Annotated in this window: 26 protein-coding genes; 17 read left to right on the forward strand and 9 right to left on the reverse strand. The window is 55.2% G+C overall.

Annotation, left to right across the window (positions count from 1 at the left end; all coding sequences use genetic code 11):
- The first annotated feature begins 38 nt into the window (after window positions 1-38).
- Window positions 39-1,661 carry an isovaleryl-CoA dehydrogenase gene (locus BFV65_RS02075; protein WP_069596166.1) on the forward strand — a complete coding sequence of 541 codons (1,623 nt, stop codon included), beginning with the start codon at window positions 39-41 and terminating at the stop codon, window positions 1,659-1,661.
- Here BFV65_RS02075 and BFV65_RS02080 read toward each other — a convergent pair.
- The 3 genes from BFV65_RS02080 to bsmA all read right to left on the reverse strand — a co-directional run bounded on the left by BFV65_RS02080 (window position 1,658) and on the right by bsmA (window position 4,513).
- Entirely contained in the window at window positions 1,658-3,589 is a 1,932-nt protein-coding gene (locus BFV65_RS02080) for a methyl-accepting chemotaxis protein (RefSeq protein WP_069596167.1), read from the reverse strand. The genes BFV65_RS02075 and BFV65_RS02080 overlap by 4 nt on opposite strands.
- A gap of 170 nt (window positions 3,590-3,759) precedes the next feature.
- A complete protein-coding gene (gene yjfN / locus BFV65_RS02085) occupies window positions 3,760-4,035 on the reverse strand; it encodes a DUF1471 family protease activator YjfN (RefSeq protein WP_003856009.1) in 276 nt (91 codons plus the stop codon).
- A gap of 148 nt (window positions 4,036-4,183) precedes the next feature.
- Entirely contained in the window at window positions 4,184-4,513 is a 330-nt protein-coding gene (bsmA, locus tag BFV65_RS02090) for a biofilm peroxide resistance protein BsmA (RefSeq protein WP_003856011.1), read from the reverse strand.
- 137 nt (window positions 4,514-4,650) lie between these two features.
- On the opposite strand from bsmA, the gene yjfP reads away from it, so the two are divergent.
- Window positions 4,651-5,373 carry an esterase gene (gene yjfP / locus BFV65_RS02095; RefSeq protein ID WP_046620999.1) on the forward strand — a complete coding sequence of 241 codons (723 nt, stop codon included), beginning with the start codon at window positions 4,651-4,653 and terminating at the stop codon, window positions 5,371-5,373.
- Here the strand turns inward: yjfP and ulaR are convergent.
- Window positions 5,370-6,125, reverse strand: a complete 756-nt coding sequence (gene ulaR / locus BFV65_RS02100) for an HTH-type transcriptional regulator UlaR (RefSeq protein WP_003856014.1) — start codon at window positions 6,123-6,125, stop codon at window positions 5,370-5,372. The two genes, yjfP and ulaR, sit on opposite strands and share 4 nt — an antisense overlap.
- Before the next feature lie 110 nt (window positions 6,126-6,235).
- Window positions 6,236-7,300, reverse strand: a complete 1,065-nt coding sequence (ulaG, locus tag BFV65_RS02105) for an L-ascorbate 6-phosphate lactonase (protein ID WP_023299142.1) — start codon at window positions 7,298-7,300, stop codon at window positions 6,236-6,238.
- Window positions 7,301-7,659: 359 nt separating this feature from the next.
- Between ulaG and ulaA the strand changes: the two genes are divergently transcribed.
- From ulaA to BFV65_RS02135, 6 genes are read left to right on the forward strand one after another with little or no spacing between them, the layout of a single operon-like run.
- Entirely contained in the window at window positions 7,660-9,060 is a 1,401-nt protein-coding gene (ulaA, locus tag BFV65_RS02110; protein ID WP_022646831.1) for a PTS ascorbate transporter subunit IIC, read from the forward strand.
- Between the two features lie 12 nt (window positions 9,061-9,072).
- The gene (gene ulaB / locus BFV65_RS02115; protein ID WP_003856022.1) at window positions 9,073-9,378 is read left to right on the forward strand and encodes a PTS ascorbate transporter subunit IIB; all 306 of its coding nucleotides are present in this window, start codon (window positions 9,073-9,075) and stop codon (window positions 9,376-9,378) included.
- A 9-nt stretch (window positions 9,379-9,387) separates the two neighbouring features.
- On the forward strand, window positions 9,388-9,855 hold the full coding sequence (ulaC, locus tag BFV65_RS02120; RefSeq protein ID WP_003856024.1) for a PTS ascorbate transporter subunit IIA: 468 nt from the start codon (window positions 9,388-9,390) through the stop codon (window positions 9,853-9,855).
- A gap of 12 nt (window positions 9,856-9,867) precedes the next feature.
- Window positions 9,868-10,518 (forward strand): 3-keto-L-gulonate-6-phosphate decarboxylase UlaD, encoded by a 651-nt coding sequence (gene ulaD / locus BFV65_RS02125; protein ID WP_022646832.1) that lies wholly within the window; start codon window positions 9,868-9,870, stop codon window positions 10,516-10,518.
- Between the two features lie 9 nt (window positions 10,519-10,527).
- A complete protein-coding gene (locus BFV65_RS02130; protein ID WP_022646833.1) occupies window positions 10,528-11,388 on the forward strand; it encodes an L-ribulose-5-phosphate 3-epimerase in 861 nt (286 codons plus the stop codon).
- Entirely contained in the window at window positions 11,381-12,067 is a 687-nt protein-coding gene (locus BFV65_RS02135) for an L-ribulose-5-phosphate 4-epimerase (protein ID WP_045307814.1), read from the forward strand. Before BFV65_RS02130 ends, BFV65_RS02135 begins: the two co-directional genes overlap by 8 nt.
- 132 nt (window positions 12,068-12,199) lie before the next feature.
- Here the strand turns inward: BFV65_RS02135 and yjfY are convergent, their stop codons facing one another.
- Window positions 12,200-12,475 (reverse strand): DUF1471 family protein YjfY, encoded by a 276-nt coding sequence (yjfY, locus tag BFV65_RS02140; RefSeq protein ID WP_069596168.1) that lies wholly within the window; start codon window positions 12,473-12,475, stop codon window positions 12,200-12,202.
- A gap of 340 nt (window positions 12,476-12,815) precedes the next feature.
- Between yjfY and rpsF the strand changes: the two genes are divergently transcribed.
- From rpsF to BFV65_RS02165, 5 genes are all read left to right on the forward strand, one after another.
- Entirely contained in the window at window positions 12,816-13,211 is a 396-nt protein-coding gene (gene rpsF / locus BFV65_RS02145) for a 30S ribosomal protein S6 (RefSeq protein ID WP_014068637.1), read from the forward strand.
- Between the two features lie 6 nt (window positions 13,212-13,217).
- On the forward strand, window positions 13,218-13,532 hold the full coding sequence (priB, locus tag BFV65_RS02150; RefSeq protein ID WP_022646836.1) for a primosomal replication protein N: 315 nt from the start codon (window positions 13,218-13,220) through the stop codon (window positions 13,530-13,532).
- A gap of 4 nt (window positions 13,533-13,536) precedes the next feature.
- Window positions 13,537-13,764, forward strand: coding sequence for a 30S ribosomal protein S18 (gene rpsR / locus BFV65_RS02155; protein ID WP_000135199.1), 228 nt, complete (start codon window positions 13,537-13,539; stop codon window positions 13,762-13,764).
- Window positions 13,765-13,805: 41 nt separating this feature from the next.
- Window positions 13,806-14,255, forward strand: a complete 450-nt coding sequence (gene rplI, locus BFV65_RS02160) for a 50S ribosomal protein L9 (RefSeq protein WP_006810372.1) — start codon at window positions 13,806-13,808, stop codon at window positions 14,253-14,255.
- A gap of 152 nt (window positions 14,256-14,407) precedes the next feature.
- Window positions 14,408-15,337, forward strand: coding sequence for a DMT family transporter (locus tag BFV65_RS02165; RefSeq protein WP_023299146.1), 930 nt, complete (start codon window positions 14,408-14,410; stop codon window positions 15,335-15,337).
- A 46-nt stretch (window positions 15,338-15,383) separates the two neighbouring features.
- Here BFV65_RS02165 and BFV65_RS02170 read toward each other — a convergent pair whose 3' ends face one another.
- On the reverse strand, window positions 15,384-16,022 hold the full coding sequence (locus BFV65_RS02170) for an OapA family protein (protein WP_032625204.1): 639 nt from the start codon (window positions 16,020-16,022) through the stop codon (window positions 15,384-15,386).
- Between the two features lie 231 nt (window positions 16,023-16,253).
- On the opposite strand from BFV65_RS02170, the gene fklB reads away from it, so the two are divergent.
- Both fklB and cycA read left to right on the forward strand, forming a co-directional pair.
- On the forward strand, window positions 16,254-16,874 hold the full coding sequence (fklB, locus tag BFV65_RS02175; RefSeq protein ID WP_022646839.1) for a BamJ family beta-barrel-assembly machinery protein: 621 nt from the start codon (window positions 16,254-16,256) through the stop codon (window positions 16,872-16,874).
- Between the two features lie 314 nt (window positions 16,875-17,188).
- The gene (gene cycA / locus BFV65_RS02180) at window positions 17,189-18,598 is read left to right on the forward strand and encodes a D-serine/D-alanine/glycine transporter (RefSeq protein WP_022646840.1); all 1,410 of its coding nucleotides are present in this window, start codon (window positions 17,189-17,191) and stop codon (window positions 18,596-18,598) included.
- A gap of 86 nt (window positions 18,599-18,684) precedes the next feature.
- On the opposite strand, the gene ytfE is transcribed toward cycA, so the two are convergent.
- The gene (gene ytfE, locus BFV65_RS02185; protein WP_023299148.1) at window positions 18,685-19,347 is read right to left on the reverse strand and encodes an iron-sulfur cluster repair protein YtfE; all 663 of its coding nucleotides are present in this window, start codon (window positions 19,345-19,347) and stop codon (window positions 18,685-18,687) included.
- 245 nt (window positions 19,348-19,592) lie between these two features.
- Here ytfE and BFV65_RS02190 point away from each other — a divergent pair, with 245 nt between their 5' ends.
- Entirely contained in the window at window positions 19,593-21,239 is a 1,647-nt protein-coding gene (locus BFV65_RS02190; protein WP_023299149.1) for a methyl-accepting chemotaxis protein, read from the forward strand.
- Window positions 21,240-21,319: 80 nt separating this feature from the next.
- Here the strand turns inward: BFV65_RS02190 and BFV65_RS02195 are convergent, their stop codons facing one another.
- Window positions 21,320-22,285 carry a DMT family transporter gene (locus tag BFV65_RS02195; RefSeq protein WP_023305304.1) on the reverse strand — a complete coding sequence of 322 codons (966 nt, stop codon included), beginning with the start codon at window positions 22,283-22,285 and terminating at the stop codon, window positions 21,320-21,322.
- Window positions 22,286-22,594: 309 nt separating this feature from the next.
- On the opposite strand from BFV65_RS02195, the gene BFV65_RS02200 reads away from it, so the two are divergent.
- Window positions 22,595-23,203, forward strand: a complete 609-nt coding sequence (locus BFV65_RS02200; protein ID WP_069596169.1) for a hypothetical protein — start codon at window positions 22,595-22,597, stop codon at window positions 23,201-23,203.
- The last annotated feature ends 2 nt before the right edge of the window (window positions 23,204-23,205 follow it).

The following is a 23,205-nucleotide window of genomic DNA, read 5'->3' on the forward strand; positions in this document are numbered from 1 at the left end:
ATACTTATCTTTATTGCCAATGAAAGGAGGGAGACAGCATGCACTGGCAGACACATACCGTTTTTAATCAACCTGCACCGCTATCGAACAGCAACCTTTTTCTCTCTGATTGCGCCCTGCGCGATGCGGTAGCGCGCGAAGAGGCTGAGTGGGATGTGGATCTTCTTGCCAGCATCGGCCAGCAGTTGGGTACGGCAGAGTCGCTGGAGCTGGGCAGACTGGCGAACGTTAATCCGCCGGAGCTGCTGCGTTATGACGCCACGGGAGCGAGGCTGGATGACGTCCGCTTTCATCCGGCATGGCATCTTCTGATGCAGGGGCTTTGCGCCAACCGGGTGCACAACCTGGCGTGGGAGGAGGAGGCGCGGAAAGGATCGTTCGTCGCCAGGGCCGCGCGTTTCGTACTTCATGCTCAGGTGGAGGCGGGAACGCTTTGCCCGGTGACCATGACCTTTGCGGCCACGCCGCTGTTGCAACGGTCGCTGCCCAAACCGTTTCATGAGTGGTTAACGCCGCTGATGAGCGATCGCTACGACCCCCATCTTGCGCCGGGGGCGCAAAAGCGCGGCCTGCTGATCGGCATGGGGATGACGGAAAAGCAGGGCGGTTCGGACGTACTCAGTAATACTACCAAAGCAGAGAAATGCAGCGATGGCAGTTACCGGCTGGTGGGGCACAAATGGTTTTTCTCCGTGCCGCAGAGCGATGCGCATCTGGTGCTGGCGCAGGCGAAGGGCGGGTTGTCCTGCTTTTTTGTCCCGCGTTTCTTACCCGACGGGCAACGTAATGCCGTGCGCCTTGAGCGTCTGAAGGACAAGCTCGGCAACCGCTCAAATGCCAGCAGTGAGGCTGAATTTCTTGATGCTTCCGGCTGGCTGCTGGGCGAAGAGGGGGAAGGCGTCCGGCAAATTCTGAAGATGGGCGGGCTGACGCGCTTTGACTGCGCGCTGGGCAGTCACGGACTGATGCGCCGTGCGCTCTCGGTAGCGCTTTATCATGCCCATCAGCGGCAGACCTTCGGCAAAAATCTGATCGACCAGCCGTTAATGCGCGACGTGCTAAGCCGTATGGCGCTGGTGCTGGAGGGACACACGGCACTGCTGTTCCGACTTGCCCGGGCGTGGGACAACCGCAACGACCCGCAGGAAGCCGCATGGGCGCGGCTTTTCACTCCGGCGGCAAAATACAGCGTCTGCAAAGCGGGTATACCGTTTGTGGCAGAGGCAATGGAGGTGCTGGGCGGTGCAGGCTATTGCGAAGAGAGTGAGCTTCCGCGGTTGTACCGTGAAATGCCCGTCAACAGCATCTGGGAAGGCTCTGGCAATATTATGTGCCTGGATGTACTGCGCGTGCTGGCGAAGCAGCCGGGCATTCTCGACCTGCTCGCCGATGATTTCGCGCAGGTCAAAGGTCAGGACAGGCACTTCGATCGCAGCTGGCGTCAGCTACAGCAGAAGCTGCGGAAACCGCAGGAAGCGCAGGGCAGGGAGATCGCGCAGCAGCTCTTTTTACTCGGGGCCGGAAGTCAAATACTGCGGCACGCATCGCCGCCCGTGGCGCAGGCGTGGTGCCGCATGATGCTGGATACCCGGGGCGGCACGCTGATGAGCGAGCAGGTGCAAAACGACCTGCTGCTGCGCGCCACGGGCCGGGTCGGTTAAGCCTTCAGCTGGAACAGGCTCACCAGCCGGGTGAGATGTGAACCCTTCTCGCGCAGCGTCTGTGCTGTCTGCTCGCTGCGTGAGATGCGATCGGCATTGATGTGCGATGCCTCACCGATGTGCGTCATCGCCAGATTCACCTGGCCAATTCCCGCCGACTGCTCGCGGGAGGCGTGGTTGATCTCGGTGACAAGCTGGCTGATGTTATCGATATGAACAATGATGGCATCCATTGCCAGACGCGTCTGCTCAGACAACGCATGGCCTTCGCTCACCTTGATCAGCGTGTCGCCAATCAGCTGTTCAATCTCTTTTACCGCGTTGGCGCTGCGTGCGGCCAGGGCGCGTACCTCTTGTGCCACCACTGCGAAACCTTTCCCGTGCTCGCCCGCCCGCGCCGCTTCAACCGCCGCATTGAGCGCCAGGATATTGGTCTGGAAAGCGATGGACTCAATCACGCGGGTGATGTCTTCAATGCGTTTCGATGCATCGCGAATATCATCCATGGTGGAGACTGCGTGGGTCACCGTCTCTCCACCCTGATGCACCGCGCGCGAGGTTTCACCCACCAGCTGCTGCGTTTGCTCCATGTTGGCGGCATTTTGCTGCACGGTGGCGGCTAATTGCTCCATGCTGGCGGAGGTCTCCTCAACGCTGCTGGCCTGCTTGTTGATCTGTTCAGAGATCTCGCCGGTGTCTGAAGCCAGCGCGTTAGTCCCCAGATGGATCTCGCTTGCGGCCTCGCGGACCTGCAACACAATTTTTTGCAGGCCTTCCCCGATCCCGTTGATGGCGTCAATCAGCTGGCCGACTTCATCCTGGCGGGTAACCGGCAGGCTGGCGCGCAGATCGCCTGCGGCATACTGCCGGGCAAGCGCGATCACCTCGCGCAGTGGGCGGGTTAGCATCCGGCGAATGAGGATAACGAACAGGCCCGCGAAGAGAGCGGATAGCACCACGCCCGCCATCAGGAAGCGATCGCGCAGTGTGGTGACGCTTGAAAGCAGTACGGCTTTATCCACTTCACCCACGATGGTCCAGTTCCAGCCCGGCAGCGGCGTGTAGGCAACTTTGAGCGTACGGCCATCCGCGCTCACGCGTTCCAGCGTGCCGGCTTTATCACTCAGAAGCTGCTGCTGTGTCGCCGTGTCCCAGTTAGGCAGTTTGCCCTCTTCGCTGGCATGGAACAGATACTGTCCGCGCGTTTTGCCGCTACTGCGATCCAGTACAAAGAAGTGACCGCTCTCGCCCAGACGACGGTTAAGGATTTTCTCGCGCATGACGTTCCACGAATGGGTGATGTCCACGCCGACAAAGATAATCCCGATAACCTGGCCTTCCGCATTCTTAACAGGCTGGTACTGCGTGATATAGCGCTTGCCGAACAGCAGCGCGAGGCCACGATAGACCTCCCCTTTAGTGACGGCGGCAAATGCCGTGCTGGTGGTATCAAGAACGGTTCCGATCGCGCGGTCACCATTCTCTTTGCGCAGCGACGTCGCCACGCGGACAAAATCGTTACCGCTGCGGACAAACAGCGTCGAGATGGCTCCCGTTCGGCTCAGGAAGTCATCAGAAAGCGTATTGTTTTCATGCAACTCCGTTTCGCCGCCTTTCAGCAAAGGAACGGTAAGCCCATTTATGGTCCGGCTCTGGCTACTGTCGCTGTTCAATGGCTGTGGCAAAAAGGTGGTGAACAGACGGGTATAGCTTTCAACTTCTTCGCTCAGGCTGGTGTTGAACATCTCTACCATATCCACCATGCCGGTGGACTGGTTATGCAGGTCTTCAACCGCAAGATCTTCAAGCTGCTGGCTGGCGTTGTGGCTCAACAGGAAAGTGAACAGCAAAAAAAGCGTAGCGACACTTACAGCTGTTAGCAGCGATAGCTTCGTGCCCAGTCCTGCCCGGCGGAAAAAGGTGATCATAAATTGCTCATTATTGAAAAGTGATGGCTGTTCAACGGCAGAGCGGAGAGAACGTTTATCTGTTTAATGTAACTGAATGTTACGCGTTTGTTTTTATTGGGTTTCGGGAGAGATAAAAAATTTGCAAAAGTGAAAAGCCACTAAAATTAAGTGGCTTTTATCGGAGGGGATTATGCATAAAGAATAGCCTGCACGCGCCAGTGATTAACATGGTGATCTTCCTGCATCTGGACGATACGATACCAGGATGCGCCCTGTTCATCCGCCTTCAGGGCGACGACACGTTCAACGTCTTGCGGACTCCCCGTGATATTATTGACGGAGATCTGACCAATCTCATTCAGGCCCGTGACGCAATCCGCGCTGGCAAATTCAGCCGACTGCGCCGTGGTGCTCAGCAGGCCCGCTGAAAGCAATAGCGTCGTTAAAGCAAGGGTTCGTTTCATCGTCAGCTCCTTTTCACGTGTCTCCGGTATCCGCCGGGCAATCCTTCGCGAATAAACTCATTTCCATTGTTGCTGGCATGGAGTTTATTGTGGACAGGAAAATGTCTACGGACGCAAAGCAGTGTAAAGGTCGTTCAAATGATGATGCTCACTTACGGTACAAAATGCCTTGCGCATACCACTGTCCCGTAATAATGGTTTCATCAATCATCGTGATGACGTAATAATCTGCTTTTGCGGCAACGGCCTGCGCTTCAATTGCGTCTTCTGCATCATCCGGTGAACCGCGAACCATCGCGGATACGGTTCCCAGGCGTTGTAATCCTTCCGTCTGATTACGACGAATCTCCTGAGGATGATCGGTAACCGGCGGTGCCGGTTCTGGCGTACCCTGCAATACGGAACATCCGCTGAGCAGTGAGACCAGCAATAAAGCGGTAAGCCTGCGCATAAACCTGTCTCTTTTCCTGATAGCCATAGTGTAGTGGTCTGCGAATTTAGTTTTGGGGGAATGTTCCCGAAGTGTTATCTGGGACGTAGATTTCGAATGAAAATATCGTGAAACCGTAATCCAGCTCTCAACATTATGAATCATTCATCAGCACAGGATCGACAATGATTGAAATTGAAACTCGCCTGCTTAGTGAGCATGAAATCATCCATGCTTTTCCGGCTGGTAAAGGTGAACAGCCGCTGCCGACGGTAGTTTTCTATCATGGCTTTCTCTCCTCAAAGCTGGTCTACAGCTATTTTGCCGTCGCGCTGGCGCAGGCCGGTTTCCGGGTGGTCATGCCTGATGCGCCGAATCATGGGGCACGCTTTACGGGCGATGAACAGGCGCGGCTGGGGCTGTTCTGGCAAACGCTGCACGGCAATCTGACCGAGTTCGCCGGGCTGCGTGACGCGCTTTTACAGGCCGGGCTGGTGGAGGGGAAACGGCTGGCGGTCGCAGGCGCATCAATGGGCGGAATGACGGCGCTGGGGATCATGGCCAGGCATCCGGAGGTGACGTCCGTGGCTTGCCTGATGGGATCGGGCTACTTTATGTCACTGGCAAAGACGCTGTTCCCGCCGCAGGCACCTCAGGAGATTGAGGCCCTGTTGTCTGAATGGGACGTCAGCCATGCGCTTTCACAGCTGGCCGATCGTCCCCTGCTGCTGTGGCATGGGGATGCCGACGATGTCGTACCGCCCGGTGAAACGTTCCGTCTGCAACAGGTGCTACAGCGTGAAGGGCTGGACAGCAATCTGACCTGCCTGTGGGGTGCCGGTGTCCGGCACCGTATTACTCCGGCTGCGCTGGAAGCCACCGTGGAGTTTTTCCGTCAGCACCTTTAAACGCGCAGCACCGTGACACCCTGATCCTCGAGCTTGCTGAGGATCTCGGGGTTGGCGTTTTTGCCGGTGATCACCATGCTGATTTGCTCGGCGCGGCTGAAAAGCATGCCGGCGCGTTCACCGACCTTGCTGCTGTCGACCAGCACCACCAGTTTACCCACCACGTTGAGCATGTTCTGCTCTGCCATTGCGGTGAGCATATCGGTTTTATACAGGCCATCCGCCGTCAGGCCTTTGCCGCTGGTAAACATCCAGTGCCCGGCGTAGAGGCTGTTTTCACTGTCCTGCGGGCTCAGGGTTATGGACTGGCTCTTGTTATACTGGCCGCCCATGATCACCACGCTTTCATGTTCCTGGTCAATGAGATAGTTGGCCAGCGGCAGATAGTTGGTAATGATTTGCACCGGCTTGCCGCACATCTCTCGGCCCAGTAAAAACGCTGTCGAGCCGCAGTTAATCACCACGCTTTCCCCGGGATTCACCAGCTGTGATGCCGCTCTGGCAATCCGCACCTTTTCATCGTGATTCTGCGCCTGGTGAATATTCATCGGCGTCCAGCGTGGACGCTGCTGGCTGATGGCCTCTGCGCCGTTGCGGACTTTTTTCAGCTTGCCGCTTTCATCCAGCTTGTTAATGTCCCGCCGCGCGGTAGCAGGGGAGATCCCTAAACGTTCGATCACTTTCTCGACGGTGATAAACCCTGTTTGCGCCAGGAGTTCCAGTAAAATTTGATGCCGTTGCGCTTCCGTCATGAGCTATTCCGAAAAGAATTGATTTGAAAAGATGATATTTGAAATAGCATGAAATTACTAAATTAAATATGACATCGCCAGACACAGTGTCTGGCGATTGGGCTGCACAATCAGAGGAAGGACTTGAATGGCAGGTCTGGCTCAATGGTGAAGCAATCATCAAAACCACGCGGGTAGTGGTACTCGAGATTGTCTTTATCCAGCGGCCAGGTGAACTTGCCGCCAACCTGCCAGATGAACGGCTTGAAACCATACTTGAGTCGGTCTTTTTTCATCTCCCACAGGACGCGGATCTCTTGCGGATCGGCCTGGAAGTTTGACCAGATATCGTGGTGGAAGGGGATCACCACTTTGGTGTTCAGCGCTTCGGCCATGCGCAGCATGTCCGCGCTGGTCATTTTGTCGGTAATCCCTCGCGGGTTTTCACCGTAAGAGCCAAGCGCCACGTCAATCTGGTGCTCGTTACCGTGCTTCGCGTAGTAGTTGGAGTAGTGAGAGTCACCGCTGTGATACAGGGAACCGCCAGGCGTTTTGAACAGGTAGTTCACTGCGCGCTCGTCCATCCCGTCAGGCAGTACGCCTGCGGCTTTCTGGTCGGCAGGCAGGGTGATCAGCGCGGTGCGATCAAAGGCATCCAGCGCGTGAATTTCAACGTCTTTGATTTTCACCACGTCGCCCGGCTTCATCACAATGCAGCGCTCTTTTGGCACGCCCCAGCCAATCCACAAATCCACGCAGGTCTGCGGCCCGATAAAGGGTACGTCGTCCGCGCAGTTTTGCATTACCGCTGCCGCCACGTTCACGTCGATATGATCGTTGTGATCGTGGGTAGAGAGAACGGCGTCGATCTGGCGAATGGCGAAAGGATCAAGCACAAAAGGCGTGGTGCGCAGGTTCGGCTGGAGCTTTTCAACGCCGGCCATACGCTGCATCTGGTGGCCTTTTTTCATCAGTGGATTGCCGTGGCTCTGTTTGCCGGTGCCGCACCAGAAATCAACACAAATGTTGGCGCCGCCTTCTGATTTCAGCCAGATCCCGGTGCATCCAAGCCACCACATCGCAAATGTGCCAGGAGCAACCTGTTCCTGCTCGATCTCTTCGTTCAGCCAGCTACCCCACTCCGGAAAGGTACTCAAAATCCATGATTCACGGGTGATGGTTTTCACTTTACTCATCGTTTGACTCCTGGTTTTAATCAAAAGTAATCATACTGTGACTTGTTGTGATTAATGCTGGCACTGTTTGAATCGATTTGCAATGGCTGATTTGCGGAAAATTCCCCTCGCCACATCACAGAAAATACACCTCGGCGTTGTTAAGATAACCGCTACATATAATTAATATATTGAAAATTAAGAATTTATTTATCTTTCTGGATCGGTAGTGAAAATCATTACTAACTCCATGGAAATAAATTGCGTGATCCGTCACAAATAATCAAATGCAATCTTGTGGTGATTATTTGTGATTAATAGAGTGATGACACCAACCACACAGGGATTGCCCCTCGTGTTCTCATTTTCTGGAGAGAGTTATGGAGATCCTCTACAACGTCTTTACCGTTTTCTTTAATCAGGTAATGACCAACGCCCCGCTGTTGCTGGGTATCGTGACGTGCCTGGGGTACATCCTGCTGCGCAAAAGCGTCAGCGTGATTATCAAAGGCACCATCAAAACCATCATTGGTTTTATGCTGTTGCAGGCGGGGTCTGGCATTCTGACCAGCACGTTTAAGCCGGTCGTTGCCAAAATGTCTGAGGTATATGGCATTAACGGCGCCATCTCTGACACTTACGCGTCCATGATGGCCACCATCGATCGCATGGGGGATGCGTACAGCTGGGTTGGGTATGCGGTACTGCTCGCGCTGGCGCTGAACATCATTTACGTGCTCCTGCGCCGCATCACCGGTATTCGCACCATCATGCTCACCGGGCACATCATGTTCCAGCAGGCGGGGCTGATTGCCGTTTCTCTCTATATCTTCGGCTACCCAATGTGGACCACGGTCATCTGCACGGCAGTGCTGGTCTCGCTTTACTGGGGCATCACCTCCAACATGATGTATAAGCCAACGCAGGACGTTACTGACGGCTGCGGCTTCTCCATCGGTCACCAACAGCAGTTCGCCTCCTGGATTGCGTACAAAGTTGCACCGTACCTGGGTAAAAAAGAGGAGAGTGTTGAAGACCTCAAATTGCCTGGCTGGTTGAATATCTTCCACGACAACATCGTCTCCACGGCGATTGTGATGACCCTTTTCTTCGGTGCCATCCTGCTCTCCTTTGGCATTGACGTGGTGCAGGCGATGGCGGGTAAAACCCACTGGACGGTCTATATCCTGCAAACCGGTTTCTCCTTTGCCGTGGCCATTTTCATCATCACTCAGGGCGTGCGTATGTTCGTCGCCGAGCTGTCGGAAGCGTTCAACGGTATCTCTCAGCGCCTGATCCCTGGCGCGGTGCTGGCGATTGACTGTGCGGCTATCTATAGCTTTGCGCCAAACGCCGTCGTCTGGGGCTTTATGTGGGGCACCATCGGCCAGCTGATTGCGGTCGGCATCCTGGTGGGCTGTGGCTCCTCAATCCTGATTATTCCTGGCTTTATCCCGATGTTCTTCTCCAACGCCACTATCGGCGTGTTTGCTAACCACTTCGGCGGATGGCGCGCCGCGCTCAAGATCTGCCTGGTGATGGGCATGGTTGAAATCTTCGGGTGCGTGTGGGCGGTCAAGCTCACCGGCATGAGCGCCTGGATGGGCATGGCGGACTGGTCAATTCTGGCGCCGCCGATGATGCAGGGCTTTGCGTCCGTCGGGCTGGTCTTTATGGCCGTCATCATCCTGATTGCACTGACTTATATGTTCTTCGCTGGCCGTTCGCTGCGAGCTGAAGAAGATGCGGAAAAACAAACAGCAGAAGTTTCTGCTCACTAAGGAGTTTCGATTATGACCGTACGTATCCTGGCTGTGTGTGGCAATGGGCAAGGAAGCTCCATGATCATGAAAATGAAAGTGGATCAGTTTTTAACCCAGTCAAACATTGACCACACGGTAAACAGCTGCGCAGTGGGTGAATACAAAAGTGAACTGAACGGCGCGGACATCATCATCGCTTCAACGCACATTGCCGGCGAGATTAGCGTGTCGGGCAACAAATACGTGGTAGGTGTGCGCAACATGCTGTCGCCTGCGGATTTTGGGCCAAAACTGCTGGAAGTGATCAAAGAGCACTTCCCACAAGACGTGAAGTAAGGATGCCACATGAAACTACGTGATTCGCTGGCTGAGAATAACTCCATCCTTTTACAGGCCGAAGCCAGTACCTGGCAGGAAGCGGTGAAGTTGAGCGTGGACCTGCTGGTTAAAGCGGACGTTGTCGAGCCGCGTTATTACCAGGCCATCCTGGATGGCGTGGCGCAGCACGGCCCCTATTTTGTGATTGCCCCGGGGCTGGCAATGCCGCATGGCCGCCCGGAAGAGGGTGTCAAGAAAACCGGTTTTGCGCTGGTGACGCTGAAAACCCCGCTGGTGTTCAACCACGAAGATAACGACCCGGTCGACATTCTGATCACCATGGCAGCTGTCGATGCCAACACCCACCAGGAGGTGGGCATCATGCAGATCGTTAACCTGTTTGATGACGAAGCTAATTTTGACCGTTTACGTGCCTGCCGTACCGCGCAGGACGTGCTGGATTTAATTGATAACGCCACTGCGGCGGCCGTTTAAGAGGAATTGAAAATGTCATTACCAATGTTGCAGGTCGCGCTGGATAACCAGACGCTGTCTCACGCTTACGAAACCACCCGTCTGATTGCGGAAGAGGTGGACATCATCGAAGTCGGCACCATTCTGTGCGTGGGCGAAGGCGTTCGTGCGGTTCGTGACCTGAAGGCGCTCTATCCGCATAAAATCGTGCTGGCGGATGCCAAAATTGCCGATGCGGGCAAAATTCTCTCTCGCATGTGCTTTGAAGCCAACGCCGACTGGGTCACCGTGATCTGCTGTGCAGATATCAACACTGCGAAAGGCGCGCTGGACGTGGCGAAAGAGTTCAACGGCGACGTGCAGATTGAACTGACCGGCTTCTGGACCTGGGAGCAGGCACAGGAGTGGCGCGAAGCGGGTATCCAGCAGGTGGTTTATCACCGCAGCCGTGATGCGCAGGCCGCAGGTGTGGCGTGGGGCGAAGCCGATATCAACGCGATCAAACGCCTGGCCGATATGGGCTTCAAAGTGACCGTGACCGGTGGTCTGGCGCTGGAAGATCTGCCGCTGTTCAAGGGTATTCCAATCCACGTCTTTATTGCCGGTCGTAGCATTCGCGATGCGGAATCTCCGGTGGAAGCTGCGCGTCAGTTTAAACGCTCAATCGCTCAGCTTTGGGGTTAAGGAGCGGGTATGTTGTCAAAACAGGTCCCGCTTGGCATCTATGAAAAGGCACTCCCTGCGGGGGAGTGCTGGCTGGAGCGGTTACAGCTGGCGAAGCAGCTGGGTTTCGATTTTGTCGAAATGTCGGTGGATGAGACGGACGAGCGTCTTTCTCGCCTGGACTGGCGCCGCGACCAGCGTCTGGCGCTGGTGAGCGCCATTGCCGAAACCGGCGTGCGCGTGCCGTCCATGTGCCTGAGCGCTCACCGTCGTTTTCCGCTTGGCAGCGAAGATGATGCCGTACGCGCCGAAGGGCTGGAGATCATGCGTAAAGCCATTCGCTTTGCACAGGATGTTGGCATCCGCGTGATCCAACTGGCGGGTTACGATGTTTACTATCAGGAAGCCAACGATGAGACGCGCCGTCGTTTCCGTGACGGCCTGAAAGAGAGCGTTGAGATGGCAAGCCGTGCGCAGGTGACGCTGGCGATGGAGATCATGGATTATCCATTGATGAACTCCATTAGCAAGGCGCTGGGCTACGCGCACTATCTGAACAATCCGTGGTTCCAGCTTTATCCGGATATCGGCAACCTGTCGGCATGGGATAACGACGTACAGATGGAGTTGCAGGCGGGCATCGGGCATATCGTGGCGGTGCACGTAAAAGATACCCGTCCCGGCGTGTTTAAAAACGTACCGTTCGGCACCGGGGTGGTGGATTTCGAACGGTGCTTCCAGACGCTCAAACAGACAGGTTATTGCGGACCTTACCTGATTGAGATGTGGAGCGAAACCGCGGACGACCCGGCGGCAGAAGTGGCGAAAGCCCGGGACTGGGTGCGCGAGCGCATGGCGCGGGCAGGCTTACTGGAGGCGGAACATGCTTAAGCTGAAACAGCAGGTCTTTGAGGCCAATATGGATCTCCCGCGCTATGGACTGGTGACGTTTACCTGGGGCAACGTAAGCGCCATCGATCGCGATCAGGGGCTGGTGGTGATTAAGCCGAGCGGCGTGGCCTATGACGCCATGAAAGTGGACGATATGGTGGTGGTTGACCTGGAAGGACACGTTGTTGAAGGCAAATGGCGTCCTTCTTCAGATACGGCAACCCATCTGGCGCTGTACCAGCGTTACCCGTCCCTGGGTGGTGTTGTGCATACCCATTCCACGCACGCCACCGCCTGGGCACAGGCCGGGCTGGCGATCCCTGCTTTGGGTACGACGCACGCGGACTACTTCTTCGGCGATATTCCCTGCACGCGGGCGTTAACGCAGGCTGAGGTCGAAGGCGAGTACGAACTTAACACCGGCAGGGTCATTATCGAAACGCTGGGTGAGACGGAACCACTGCATACGCCGGGTATTGTGGTGTACCAGCATGGTCCATTCTCCTGGGGTAAAGATGCGCATGACGCCGTGCATAACGCGGTGGTGATGGAAGAGGTGGCTCGAATGGCGTGGATTGCGCGCGGCATTAACCCACAGCTTCAGGGCATTGATGATTATCTGATGAACAAGCATTTCATGCGTAAGCACGGCCCGAATGCTTATTACGGGCAGAAGTGAATAAGTGCTCTGGAATACCGAAACAGTTGTAACCGGTGGTATTCCGGAGCCATTCATAAAAAAAGCCCCCGGCAGGGGGCAATCATATATAGCTATGATTTTCGTTGGCTTTCCTGGTGCGGCGATAAAGCGTTACTGGTAAATATCTGCACTGCCGCGCATATTGCCGTTGCTGCCGGGCTCACGTGTCAGTATGACGTGATAGTATTTTGCGCCCTGCGCATCGGTTTCTTCATTAAGCGCCTGATCTGCTTCACTTTCAGTGGCGAAGTTATGATTGATGTAAATAACGCCTAAGCTCTGCACATCATCCATGTTTCTGGCCTGTTGGCTGTCTATCTTGGTGGCTGCCATCGCGTTTGCACTGAGCAAAAGCGCAGCCAAAATGGCGAATGCGATTCTTTTCATGATATGCGCTCCACAACTGCGTGCTGTGATATGGGGTAATGCTCTCCTTCTCTGCTTAAGGCTTCTGATTAAAGTGTAATCGCTACTCGGGTTGCGATGGGTGACCATTTCTGATGGTGTTGTTCAAAAAAACAGCGTTTCTGATAAGTGAGATTTTAAATCACCCACTTAGAACAGCTTTACCCTTTGTGCGAATTATTTGTGCAATCACCTTGTGTTTAGCGGGGCGCGCAAGTATTATGACGCGTCAATTTTTCAGCCGACCTTTAACACGTTCCTTGCCTCCCCGGGCCTCGGCTGACCCAGACAGGAGGCTGAATAATCCGTAAGGAGCAATTCGATGCGTCATTACGAAATCGTTTTTATGGTCCATCCTGACCAGAGCGAACAGGTTCCGGGTATGATCGAGCGTTACTCTGCTGCCATCACTGGTGCAGAAGGCACGATCCACCGTCTGGAAGACTGGGGCCGCCGTCAGCTGGCTTACCCAATCAACAAACTGCACAAAGCTCACTACGTTCTGATGAACGTTGAAGCGCCGCAGGAAGTGATTGATGAGCTGGAAACTACCTTCCGCTTCAACGATGCCGTTATCCGCAGCATGGTTATGCGTACCAAAAACGCAGTGACCGAAGCATCTCCGATGGTTAAAGCGAAAGACGAGCGCCGTGAGCGTCGCGATGATTTCGCAAACGAAACCGCAGATGATTCTGATGCTGGGGATTCTGAAGAGTAATTTCTGATGACCAACCGTCTGGTGTTGTCCGGCACCGTGTGCAGGACCCCCCTTCGAAAGGTCAGCCCATCAGGAATTCCGCATTGCCAGTTCGTGCTTGAGCATCGTTCTGTGCAAGAGGAAGCCGGGTTTCACCGGCAGGCGTGGTGCCAAATGCCCGTTATCATTAGCGGACACGAAAACCAGGCCATTACTCACAGTTTAACGGTCGGTAGTGCAGTAATCGTTCAGGGGTTCATCTCTTGCCACAAGGCAAAGAACGGCCTGAGCAAAATGGTTCTGCATGCCGAGCAGATTGATTTGATAGATACTGGAGACTAGCCAAATGGCACGTTATTTCCGTCGTCGCAAGTTCTGCCGTTTCACCGCGGAAGGCGTTCAAGAGATCGACTATAAAGATATCGCAACGCTGAAAAACTACATCACCGAAAGCGGTAAGATTGTCCCAAGCCGTATCACCGGTACTCGTGCAAAATATCAGCGTCAGCTGGCTCGCGCTATCAAACGCGCTCGCTACCTGTCTCTGCTGCCGTACACTGATCGTCATCAGTAATCGGGCACGGTCCATTAATACGACTTTAAGAGGATAAGGTAATGCAAGTTATTCTGCTTGATAAAGTAGCAAACCTGGGCAGCCTGGGTGATCAGGTAAACGTTAAAGCGGGTTACGCTCGTAACTTCCTGGTACCACAGGGTAAAGCTGTTCCAGCTACTAAGAAAAACGTAGAGTTTTTCGAAGCACGTCGTGCTGAACTGGAAGCCAAACTGGCTGACGTTCTGGCGGCTGCTAACGCTCGCGCTGAAGCAATCAACGCACTGGGCACCGTTACCATCGCGTCTAAAGCTGGCGATGAAGGTAAACTGTTCGGTTCCATCGGTACCCGCGATATCGCTGATGCAGTCACTGCAGCAGGCGTTAAAGTGGCTAAGAGCGAAGTTCGCATGCCGAACGGCGTTCTGCGTACCACTGGTGAGCACGAAGTTGACTTCCAGGTTCACAGCGAAGTGTTCGCTAAACTGGTTGTTAACGTAGTAGCTGAGTAATTTTTTACTCTGCTCACGTCGAAGCGCCGGCCTTGTGCCGGCGTTTTGCTTTTTAGCGTGACCCTACGTCATGTTTTGCGATTGTAAGGTCGCTATTCCTGATGCATTCTCTGATAATAAATTGAAACGCAATTTTATTTATGAGATTTGTCATGGATACCGCTCTGCCCACGCCCGTCTTTGCCCGTCGAAATGTGGCCTATGCCTGCGCCACGCTCTGCTGTCTGCTTTGGGGAAGCTCATACCCGGCCATTAAAAGCGGCTACGAACTCTTCCAGATCGCGACCGATGATATTCCGTCCAAAGTCGTCTTTGCCGGATACCGTTTTCTGTTTGCCGGTGCGTTGCTGCTGCTCTTTGCCCTGGCCCAGCGTAAACCGATTGGCAGGCTCACACCCACGCAGTTTGGTCAGCTCACGATCCTCGGGCTGACCCAGACCACCATCCAGTACACCTTCTTTTATATCGGCCTTGCTTACACCACCGGGGTGAACGGCTCGATCATGAATGCCACCGGGACCTTCTTCAGCGTGCTGCTGGCGCACTTTATCTACCACAACGACAAACTCAGCTATAACAAAACGCTGGGCTGTGTTCTGGGCTTTACCGGCGTGATGCTGGTGAACTTCCACGGCGGGTTAAGTGATTTCCAGTTTGTCTGGCAAGGTGACGGATTTGTGGTGCTGGCGGCCTTTATTCTCTCTGCGGCCACGCTTTACGGGAAACGCATTTCCCAGACCGTTGACCCGACGGTGATGACGGGATGGCAGCTGGCGATAGGCGGGGCGGCACTGGTTGCGGGAGGCTATGCCACGGGCGGGGCGCTGGAGGTGCACAGCATGAAGGCCGTCGCCGTGCTGGGGTATCTGACGCTGCTCTCATCCGTGGCGTTCGCCCTGTGGAGCGCGCTGCTGAAAGTGAACCGCGTGAGTATGATTGCCCCGTTCAACTTTGTCATACCTGTAGCAGGAACGGTGCTCTCCGCCATATTCCTCGGCGAAGACATTCTGGACATCAAATACGCGATTGCGCTGGTGCTGGTCTGCTCGGGGATCTGGTGGGTGAATAAACGTCGTGCCTAAGAACAAAAGTGCCGGGGGGCGGCTTCGCCTTACCCGGCCTGGGCTATTAACGTGCTCTGATAAAACTGCCGTCCGGCTGGCGGGTAAACAGTACCTGCTGCCCGTTTCCGGTATCGATCGTTAACCCGGTCACCACCCCACTGGCATTCTGGCGGATCTGCACCATCTGACCATTTTGCAGGTTGCTGAGCGGCTTGCCAGCTCCCTCGACTTGCGCCATGGCATACACATCCGTTGCCGGCAGATTGTGGTCGCGGAACAGCTGAGCAAGGGTTTTCCCTGGCTCTACGCGATACGAACGCCACTGCTGCTCAATGCCGGTGGGCTGTTGCGCCTGTGGCTCTGAAGGGGCGGCGGCCTGCTCCTGATCTTCCTGAACAGGTTCAGGTTCAACCGGCGCAACCTGGCCCGGATCGTTAGACGGTGTGACCAGTTGCGTCTGCATCGGCTGTGAATCAGGCTGCGGCTGGCTTTGCGACTGGATATCCAGCTCAGCATTGCGGCTTACCGGCCCAGTATCAACGTTGTCACTGCCGGAAGGAAGCAGGAAACCGATGACCATCAGCAACGCGCCGATGATAATGCCTCTGCGGTGCAAAGGCGGCAGCGGGTCCATGATGCGAAAGTTATCCGGCGCATGCCAGATTTTCGCCAGGGTAGGTTTCAGTTCAAATCGCCCGGGCATGGCTCTCCTCCTGCTCCGCGTCTTTTTATCCTGTCCTGAGAAGTGTAGTTTGCTAACTGCCTGATGGGCGTAACAAAGCCAGCTTTCGTGACATATATTAGGGAAAATCCTGACGGCTACTATTGTTTCCGTTTCGTCGCAGTTTGTCACCTTTACTTAAGACAAAGTTTTACCCATAAGGGCATGGCTGATATGCTGCCCGCTACTTTAAATGTGATGGAAGGAAAACCCATGACCACCCCGACTTTTGACACTATCGAAGCGCAGGCAAGCTACGGCATCGGCTTGCAGGTAGGACAGCAGCTGAGCGAATCCGGCCTGGAAGGTCTGTTACCGGAAGCGCTGGTGGCGGGTATCGCTGACGCGCTGGAAGGCAAGCAGCCCGCTGTGCCGGTTGACGTTGTGCACCGTGCGCTGCGTGAAATCCACGAACGTGCTGACACTGTACGTCGCGCGCGTTTCGAAGAGATGGCGGCAGAAGGCGTGAAATATCTGGAAGAGAACCGTGAGCGTGAAGGCGTGAACAGCACCGAGTCCGGCTTGCAGTTCCGCGTAATCAATCAGGGTGATGGCGCAATCCCGGCGCGTACCGACCACGTTCGCGTACACTACACCGGTAAGCTGATCGACGGCACCGTGTTCGACAGCTCCGTCGCGCGTGGCGAACCGGCTGAATTCCCGGTCAACGGCGTGATTGCAGGCTGGATCGAAGCCCTGACCCTGATGCCAGTAGGTTCAAAATGGGAACTGACTATCCCGCACAACCTGGCATACGGCGAGCGTGGCGCTGGCGCGTCCATTCCGCCATTCAGCACCCTGGTGTTTGAAGTCGAGCTGCTGGAAATCCTGTAATCGGTTTTTCTTATTTTCCTCTCTCCGATCGGGGAGAGGAAAATAGCGATAAAACCTGGAGTTACGACGGAATCAACATTTTGTATTGCAAACGAAACTGTTACGTGTATTTTTGTGAGCTGTTTCGCGCTGTATGAGTGATATGACACTCACTTTCAACATATTATTAACATAATATTCAAATCATAGTATTCATCCCGCCGATTCTTACCTACTATCGATAAGCCCTTACAAAGGGAACGTCATTTTTTTGGCGTATTTAAAGGCCAGAAGAGCCTTAACAACACAGACAGGCATAAACAGGAAAATATCACATGGTAGATCAGGTCAAAGTCGCCGCCGCAGAAGAGGCGACGTCTGAACAGTCGCTACGGCGAAATCTCACGAACCGTCACATTCAGCTCATTGCCATTGGCGGCGCCATCGGCACAGGGCTGTTTATGGGCTCGGGCAAAACCATCAGTCTTGCAGGCCCGTCGATCATCTTCGTTTATATGATCATCGGTTTTATGCTCTTTTTCGTGATGCGTGCAATGGGTGAATTGCTGCTCTCGAACCTCGAATACAAATCCTTCAGCGACTTCGCGTCAGACCTGCTCGGCCCGTGGGCTGGCTATTTTACCGGCTGGACCTACTGGTTCTGCTGGGTGGTTACCGGCATGGCGGATGTTGTCGCTATTACGGCCTACGCCCAATTCTGGTTCCCCGGCCTGTCGGACTGGGTGGCCTCGCTGGCGGTGATTGTCCTGCTGCTGAGCCTCAACCTCGCGACCGTTAAAATGTTCGGTGAGATGGAGTTCTGGTTCGCGATGATCAAAATCGTCGCCATCATCGCGCTGATTGTCGTCGGGCTGGTAATGGTGCTGACGCACTTCCAGTCGCCAACTGGCGTTCAGGCCTCGTTTGCCCATCTGTGGAATGATGGCGGCTGGTTCCCGAAAGGCATCAGCGGCTTCTTCGCCGGTTTCCAGATTGCGGTGTTCGCGTTTGTCGGGATTGAGCTGGTGGGGACCACGGCGGCGGAAACTAAAGATCCGGAGAAATCCCTGCCGCGCGCGATCAACTCCATTCCGCTGCGTATCATCATGTTCTACGTGTTCGCGCTGATCATCATTATGTCCGTGACGCCATGGAGCTCAGTAGTGCCAACCAAGAGCCCGTTCGTCGAGCTGTTCGTGTTGGTGGGGCTGCCCGCTGCCGCGAGCCTGATTAACTTCGTGGTGCTGACCTCTGCGGCCTCTTCCGCGAACAGCGGCGTCTTCTCCACCAGCCGTATGCTGTTTGGTCTGGCGCAGGAGGGCGTTGCCCCGAGCGCGTTCGCCAAACTGTCTAAACGTGCGGTACCGGCGAAAGGGCTGACCTTCTCCTGCATCTGTCTGCTGGGCGGTGTGGTGATGCTCTACGTTAACCCGAGCGTAATCGGCGCGTTCACGATGATCACCACGGTGTCGGCGATCCTGTTTATGTTCGTCTGGACCATCATCCTCTGCTCATACCTGGTGTACCGCAAACAGCGTCCACATCTGCATGAGAAGTCGATCTACAAGATGCCACTGGGCAAGCTGATGTGCTGGGTGTGCATGGCGTTCTTCGTCTTCGTGCTGGTGCTACTGACGCTGGAAGAAGATACCCGTCAGGCGCTCATCGTCACGCCGCTGTGGTTTATCGCGCTGGGGCTGGGCTGGCTGTTTATCGGTAAGAAACGGATGGCTGGCATGCGATAAGCATGTTGCCGGGTGGCGCTGACGCTTACCCGGCCTACGTTCGAGGACGTTGTAGGCCCGGCAAGCGCTAGCGCCACCGGGCTTTTTTATTTACCCGATAATGCACGCGGGAACAGAACGTTATTCTCAAGACTGATGTGTTCCATCAGATCGTCGATCATCTCGTTGATGCCGTTGTACATCGCTTTCCAGGTGGTGCACGCCTCTGGTGGCGGTGTGACATTGTGGGTGGTGTGTTTGATCACTTCCAGCAGTTCGCCGGCGTCATCATGTTCGCTTTCCATCACGCTGATGGGCCCCATTGCCTGGCTGCCCATGCCCTGTTTGATCATCGGGAAGAGGATCTGCTCCTCTTTCATCATGTGGCTGGATAGTTCTTCGTGCAGCATGGTCAGGTATTTCGCCAGGCCGCGCGGTACGGAAGGTTTATCGGCGTGAACGCGCTCAACTTTGGTGGCCTGTAAAATCAGCTCCGGCAACTGTTCGCGGTGACGGTCGTGGTAACGCACAATGATATGGTCGATGATTTCAGCCAGCGGCGCGGTGCGCCAGTCTTTGTCGACAGGCTGTTCTGCCAGCTTAGCCAGCTCCGCTTCGATAGCTTCTACATCCAGCTCTTTACGCGACGCTGCGCGCGCCAGCGTTTGCTTACCGCCGCAGCAGTAATCCATATCGTATTTACGGAACAGCGCTGAAGCGCGAGGGATGGAGAGCGCCAGCTCGCCTAAGGGTTGGTCGCGGAAGGCCATAGCAGTTACCTCATCATCAGGAATATAAGATGCATTTTAAATGCATCTTTATGTGGATACTATAACCCTTTAGAGGCAAGGGTAAAAATGAGAAGGGGATCACAAAAAAATCGTGCTTTTAACTTGCTGATTGAATGCAGAAAAGGGCTTTCGAAAGTTTTTAAAGGTGGAGAAACAGTAAACAACCTGCCGCGCGTGCCGATAGATACAGGTCAGACAATACCTGTATATAAAAAAGGCAACGCATGTTTAAACGTATAAAAGTCATTACTCTTTTGATTTCGGTGCTGCTTGTGCTCGGCATCATGCAACTGATCTCCGCCGGCATTTTCATTAATGCGCTCAATAACGACAAAGAGAACTTCACCGTTTCTCAGCTTTCCAGCCAGAACGTCGCGGAGTTTACCGACGCCTGGATCAGCCTGAATCAGGCGCGTGTCACCCTTAACCGCGGCATGCTGCGTCTGCAAAGCAGCATGGCGTCGCAGATTAACGGCGGGCAGCTGAACGAGCTGGTCAATACCGCGAAAAACCTGCTGGCTGATGCCCAGACACATTACGATAAATATTACGCGCTGCCGGAAACGCCGGGTATGGACGAGCACCTGGCCGACAGGCTGGAAGAGCACTACCGCATCTACTCCGCCACGCTGACGCAAATGAACGTTCTGCTGGGGCAGGGCAATCTGGAAGATATGTTCAAACAAAATGCCGAACAGAAGCAGACCGCGATGCAAAAGGTCTATCGCGAGTGGCGGGAGGCGCAGGCCGCGCTCACCGACAAAGGCATCAAGGACAATGAAAGCGACTACAAACGCATTCTGTGGATCCTGTCTGCGGTGATGCTGCTGGTGATCGCGGTGATTATTTCCAGCTGGATTGCGATGCGCCGCGTGCTGCTGCTGCCGCTGGAAGAGGTGATCAGCCATATCCGCGCCATTGCGGCAGGGGATTTAACCCAGCCGATTCAGGCTGAGGGTAAAAATGAAATGGCGATCCTGGCGCGCAACGTTCAGGAGATGCAGACTGCGCTGGCCAACACGGTGGGCGTGGTGCGTGAAGGCGCAGATACCATCTACACCGGCGCGGGTGAAATCTCGGCGGGCAGCAACGATCTCTCGTCTCGCACAGAGCAGCAGGCCGCTTCTCTGGAAGAGACGGCAGCCAGCATGGAACAGTTAACCGCCACCGTGAAGCAAAACGCCGATAACGCGCGTCAGGCTTCTCGTCTGGCGCTGGACGCCTCCTCCACCGCGAAGAAGGGCGGAAATGTGGTAGAAGGCGTGGTGCGCACCATGGACGAAATCGCCACCAGTTCCAGCAAAATTGCGCAAATTACCAACGTAATCGATGGCATTGCCTTCCAGACCAATATTCTGGCGCTGAACGCGGCGGTAGAAGCGGCGCGTGCGGGCGAGCAGGGGCGTGGCTTCGCGGTTGTCGCGGGTGAGGTGCGTACCCTTGCCCAGCGCAGCGCTCAGGCGGCGAAAGAGATCAAAGCCCTGATCGATGATTCCGGCGAGCGCGTTAACGCGGGCTCTCAGCTGGTAAATGAAGCGGGCGCGACGATGGCAGAGATCGTCAATGCAGTTACGCGCGTGACTGACATCATGGGTGAGATTGCGTCGGCCTCCGACGAACAGAGCCGCGGTATCGACCAGGTGGGCCAGGCGGTGGCGGAGATGGATCGCGTTACCCAGCAGAACGCCTCGCTGGTGGAGGAGTCTGCGGCGGCGGCGGCGGCGCTGGAAGATCAGGCCGCGCGCCTGAACGACGCGGTGGCGGTGTTTAAGATCACCCGTAACCAGGCGGTGAAAGCCGCGCCGGTAAAGACCTATGCACCTAAAGCGCAGCCCGTAGCGGCGTCTGAAGCGAACTGGGAAACGTTCTGATACTGTGCCGGGTGGCGCTGACGCTTACCCGGCCTACGGTTTTGTAGGCCCTGCAAGCTAAGCGCCGCTGGTCGAAAACCTCACCCCTCCGACGCCGGAACGACCATCGGTTTTTCCGGCTTCGCTCTCACCGCAATCACCACCCCAACGACCAGCAGCGCGATCCCGCAGGCTGTTAGCAGCGGCGGCACGCTCTGGCGCATCAGGAAGGTATAGAGCAGCCCGGCCAGCGTTTCAAAGACAATCAGCGGCCCCAGTATCACCGTCGGCAGCTTCTGGCTGGCAATGTTCCAGCACAGCGCGCCAACCCACGAACAGAGCACGGCAATGGCGACCATTAACCCGACGAATACCCACGGGCGCGGTCCGAAGGGCAGGGCGAAATCCGGATGCTGGCTACCCAGCCAGATACATGCACCCACATAGCCCAGCAACGAGACAGGAAGCGTGACCAGCGCCTGCGCCGTCGCCCACATCATCGGATGTTTATCCGGGTTTTCCCGCAGCCAGCGTGCGTTGCGCAGGGCATACCAGGCCCAGCAGACAACTGAAATAACCGCCAGAAAGATCCCAGAACCGTAACGCCACAAGCTGAAGTTTTCGAGGCCGTGGCGTAGCTCGGCAATATTCACGCACACCAGCCCCACGGCGATGCATACCAGCGCAGGCACCATTTTTGACCACGCCAGTTTCCCGTCTCGCTGGCTATAAAGCAGGTTTGCGAAAACCGGAATGACCACCGGCAGCGTGCCGATAATCATGGTCGACACCGGCGCACCGGTACGCTGAATGGCGCTGGCCAGGCAGACGTAGTAGATAAGATTACCCATCATGGTCAGCCACAGCGCGGTGAGCCAGTCCTGGCGACTCAGCTGGCGCAGACGCGCACGCCCCAGCCATGCCAGCGGCACGGCAATAAGCCCCAGCGCCAGATAGCGTCCGGTCGACTGCAATATTGCCGGGTACTCCGGCACAATCAGCGGGCCGACGAAAATCAGCCCCCACATCAACCCTGCAAGCAGGGCATACAACACGCCGCTAATCATCTTTTCGTCCACAGTAATACATGTTGTAGCCAGTGTAGGAGGCACAGATGCACGCGTATTGTATGAGGTTGCGCATTAGCGCTCAGGGAACGTAAAGACATGGGGCCAAAGCGTCAGCCGCCAGGATACTTTTTCCGTGGTTTCAGTTTAATCCTACAAGACATACCTATAAGACCTACAGGCTTCGAAGGACGGTGTCATTACTATAGTCGACGGATTTTTACGACCACGGCATAACGTCGGTTTTCATATCCTGCAATCAACGACGTGGGACGATGAGAACGATCGGCCTATTTTACAGGAAAGAAGATGCAGGAAGTCATATGGTCCGAACAGGTGATGCTGACAGGGCGTTCCCGTATTTCTATCAGCGGAGCCAATAATGTATTTTGTTCCGCGCTGGTGGTGCTTTTCAGGAATATTATTTCGCCAGGCATTATTACCATGCCAGAGATCCAGGTGCAGGTCTTTGTCGGAATGACGCTGCCACAGGTGTTCGTATGGCGGATGAAGGAGGATGCGGCAATGGAAGGGAAGATCCCTCGTATTGTTTTCTGTACTGACTCTTGCTTCCGAATGCTGTCAGGGACCAGCGGATATGAACGAACACTGTTCATTACTCCAGATACCAGCATTTATGCGGTGGCTGAAATAATCAGACGCTGGATTGCCGGTTACGCCTCGCACGCTTCGGACAACGTTCTGCCTCTGCTCACTCGATGTGATAACCGAACCATGCAAATGCTGGAAAAAGATGTCCCACTTCCTCTTGAGGCCAGACGGCTCTTTCGCTCGGTAAAAACGCTTTATTGTCAGCGCGCTTTACTGTCGGACCGGATCGGGACGCACAGCCGTCAGGAATTATATCTAAAAGCGCGTCTGATACTCAGTCAAAGCCAAACATTAGCGCTTGGTTAGGC

It is taken from the genome of Enterobacter hormaechei subsp. hoffmannii (genome assembly GCF_001729745.1).
GTDB lineage: Bacteria > Pseudomonadota > Gammaproteobacteria > Enterobacterales > Enterobacteriaceae > Enterobacter > Enterobacter intestinihominis.

Bases quoted from the DNA above. Each gene is read 5' to 3' on its own strand.
- BFV65_RS02195 (WP_023305304.1), bottom strand. From the start codon at position 22,285: ATGATTAGCGGCGTGTTGTATGCCCTGCTTGCAGGGTTGATGTGGGGG.
- BFV65_RS02165 (WP_023299146.1), top strand. From the start codon at position 14,408: ATGGATACCGCTCTGCCCACGCCCGTCTTTGCCCGTCGAAATGTGGCC.
- yjfY (WP_069596168.1), bottom strand. From the start codon at position 12,475: ATGAAAAGAATCGCATTCGCCATTTTGGCTGCGCTTTTGCTCAGTGCA.
- BFV65_RS02130 (WP_022646833.1), top strand. From the start codon at position 10,528: ATGTTGTCAAAACAGGTCCCGCTTGGCATCTATGAAAAGGCACTCCCT.
- ulaC (WP_003856024.1), top strand. From the start codon at position 9,388: ATGAAACTACGTGATTCGCTGGCTGAGAATAACTCCATCCTTTTACAG.
- BFV65_RS02075 (WP_069596166.1), top strand. From the start codon at position 39: ATGCACTGGCAGACACATACCGTTTTTAATCAACCTGCACCGCTATCG.
- fklB (WP_022646839.1), top strand. From the start codon at position 16,254: ATGACCACCCCGACTTTTGACACTATCGAAGCGCAGGCAAGCTACGGC.
- ulaA (WP_022646831.1), top strand. From the start codon at position 7,660: ATGGAGATCCTCTACAACGTCTTTACCGTTTTCTTTAATCAGGTAATG.
- BFV65_RS02135 (WP_045307814.1), top strand. From the start codon at position 11,381: ATGCTTAAGCTGAAACAGCAGGTCTTTGAGGCCAATATGGATCTCCCG.
- yjfP (WP_046620999.1), top strand. From the start codon at position 4,651: ATGATTGAAATTGAAACTCGCCTGCTTAGTGAGCATGAAATCATCCAT.
- cycA (WP_022646840.1), top strand. From the start codon at position 17,189: ATGGTAGATCAGGTCAAAGTCGCCGCCGCAGAAGAGGCGACGTCTGAA.
- ulaG (WP_023299142.1), bottom strand. From the start codon at position 7,300: ATGAGTAAAGTGAAAACCATCACCCGTGAATCATGGATTTTGAGTACC.
- ulaR (WP_003856014.1), bottom strand. From the start codon at position 6,125: ATGACGGAAGCGCAACGGCATCAAATTTTACTGGAACTCCTGGCGCAA.
- ulaB (WP_003856022.1), top strand. From the start codon at position 9,073: ATGACCGTACGTATCCTGGCTGTGTGTGGCAATGGGCAAGGAAGCTCC.
- rplI (WP_006810372.1), top strand. From the start codon at position 13,806: ATGCAAGTTATTCTGCTTGATAAAGTAGCAAACCTGGGCAGCCTGGGT.
- yjfN (WP_003856009.1), bottom strand. From the start codon at position 4,035: ATGAAACGAACCCTTGCTTTAACGACGCTATTGCTTTCAGCGGGCCTG.
- BFV65_RS02200 (WP_069596169.1), top strand. From the start codon at position 22,595: ATGCAGGAAGTCATATGGTCCGAACAGGTGATGCTGACAGGGCGTTCC.
- bsmA (WP_003856011.1), bottom strand. From the start codon at position 4,513: ATGGCTATCAGGAAAAGAGACAGGTTTATGCGCAGGCTTACCGCTTTA.
- BFV65_RS02080 (WP_069596167.1), bottom strand. From the start codon at position 3,589: ATGATCACCTTTTTCCGCCGGGCAGGACTGGGCACGAAGCTATCGCTG.
- ulaD (WP_022646832.1), top strand. From the start codon at position 9,868: ATGTCATTACCAATGTTGCAGGTCGCGCTGGATAACCAGACGCTGTCT.
- rpsR (WP_000135199.1), top strand. From the start codon at position 13,537: ATGGCACGTTATTTCCGTCGTCGCAAGTTCTGCCGTTTCACCGCGGAA.
- rpsF (WP_014068637.1), top strand. From the start codon at position 12,816: ATGCGTCATTACGAAATCGTTTTTATGGTCCATCCTGACCAGAGCGAA.
- BFV65_RS02170 (WP_032625204.1), bottom strand. From the start codon at position 16,022: ATGCCCGGGCGATTTGAACTGAAACCTACCCTGGCGAAAATCTGGCAT.
- ytfE (WP_023299148.1), bottom strand. From the start codon at position 19,347: ATGGCCTTCCGCGACCAACCCTTAGGCGAGCTGGCGCTCTCCATCCCT.
- priB (WP_022646836.1), top strand. From the start codon at position 13,218: ATGACCAACCGTCTGGTGTTGTCCGGCACCGTGTGCAGGACCCCCCTT.
- BFV65_RS02190 (WP_023299149.1), top strand. From the start codon at position 19,593: ATGTTTAAACGTATAAAAGTCATTACTCTTTTGATTTCGGTGCTGCTT.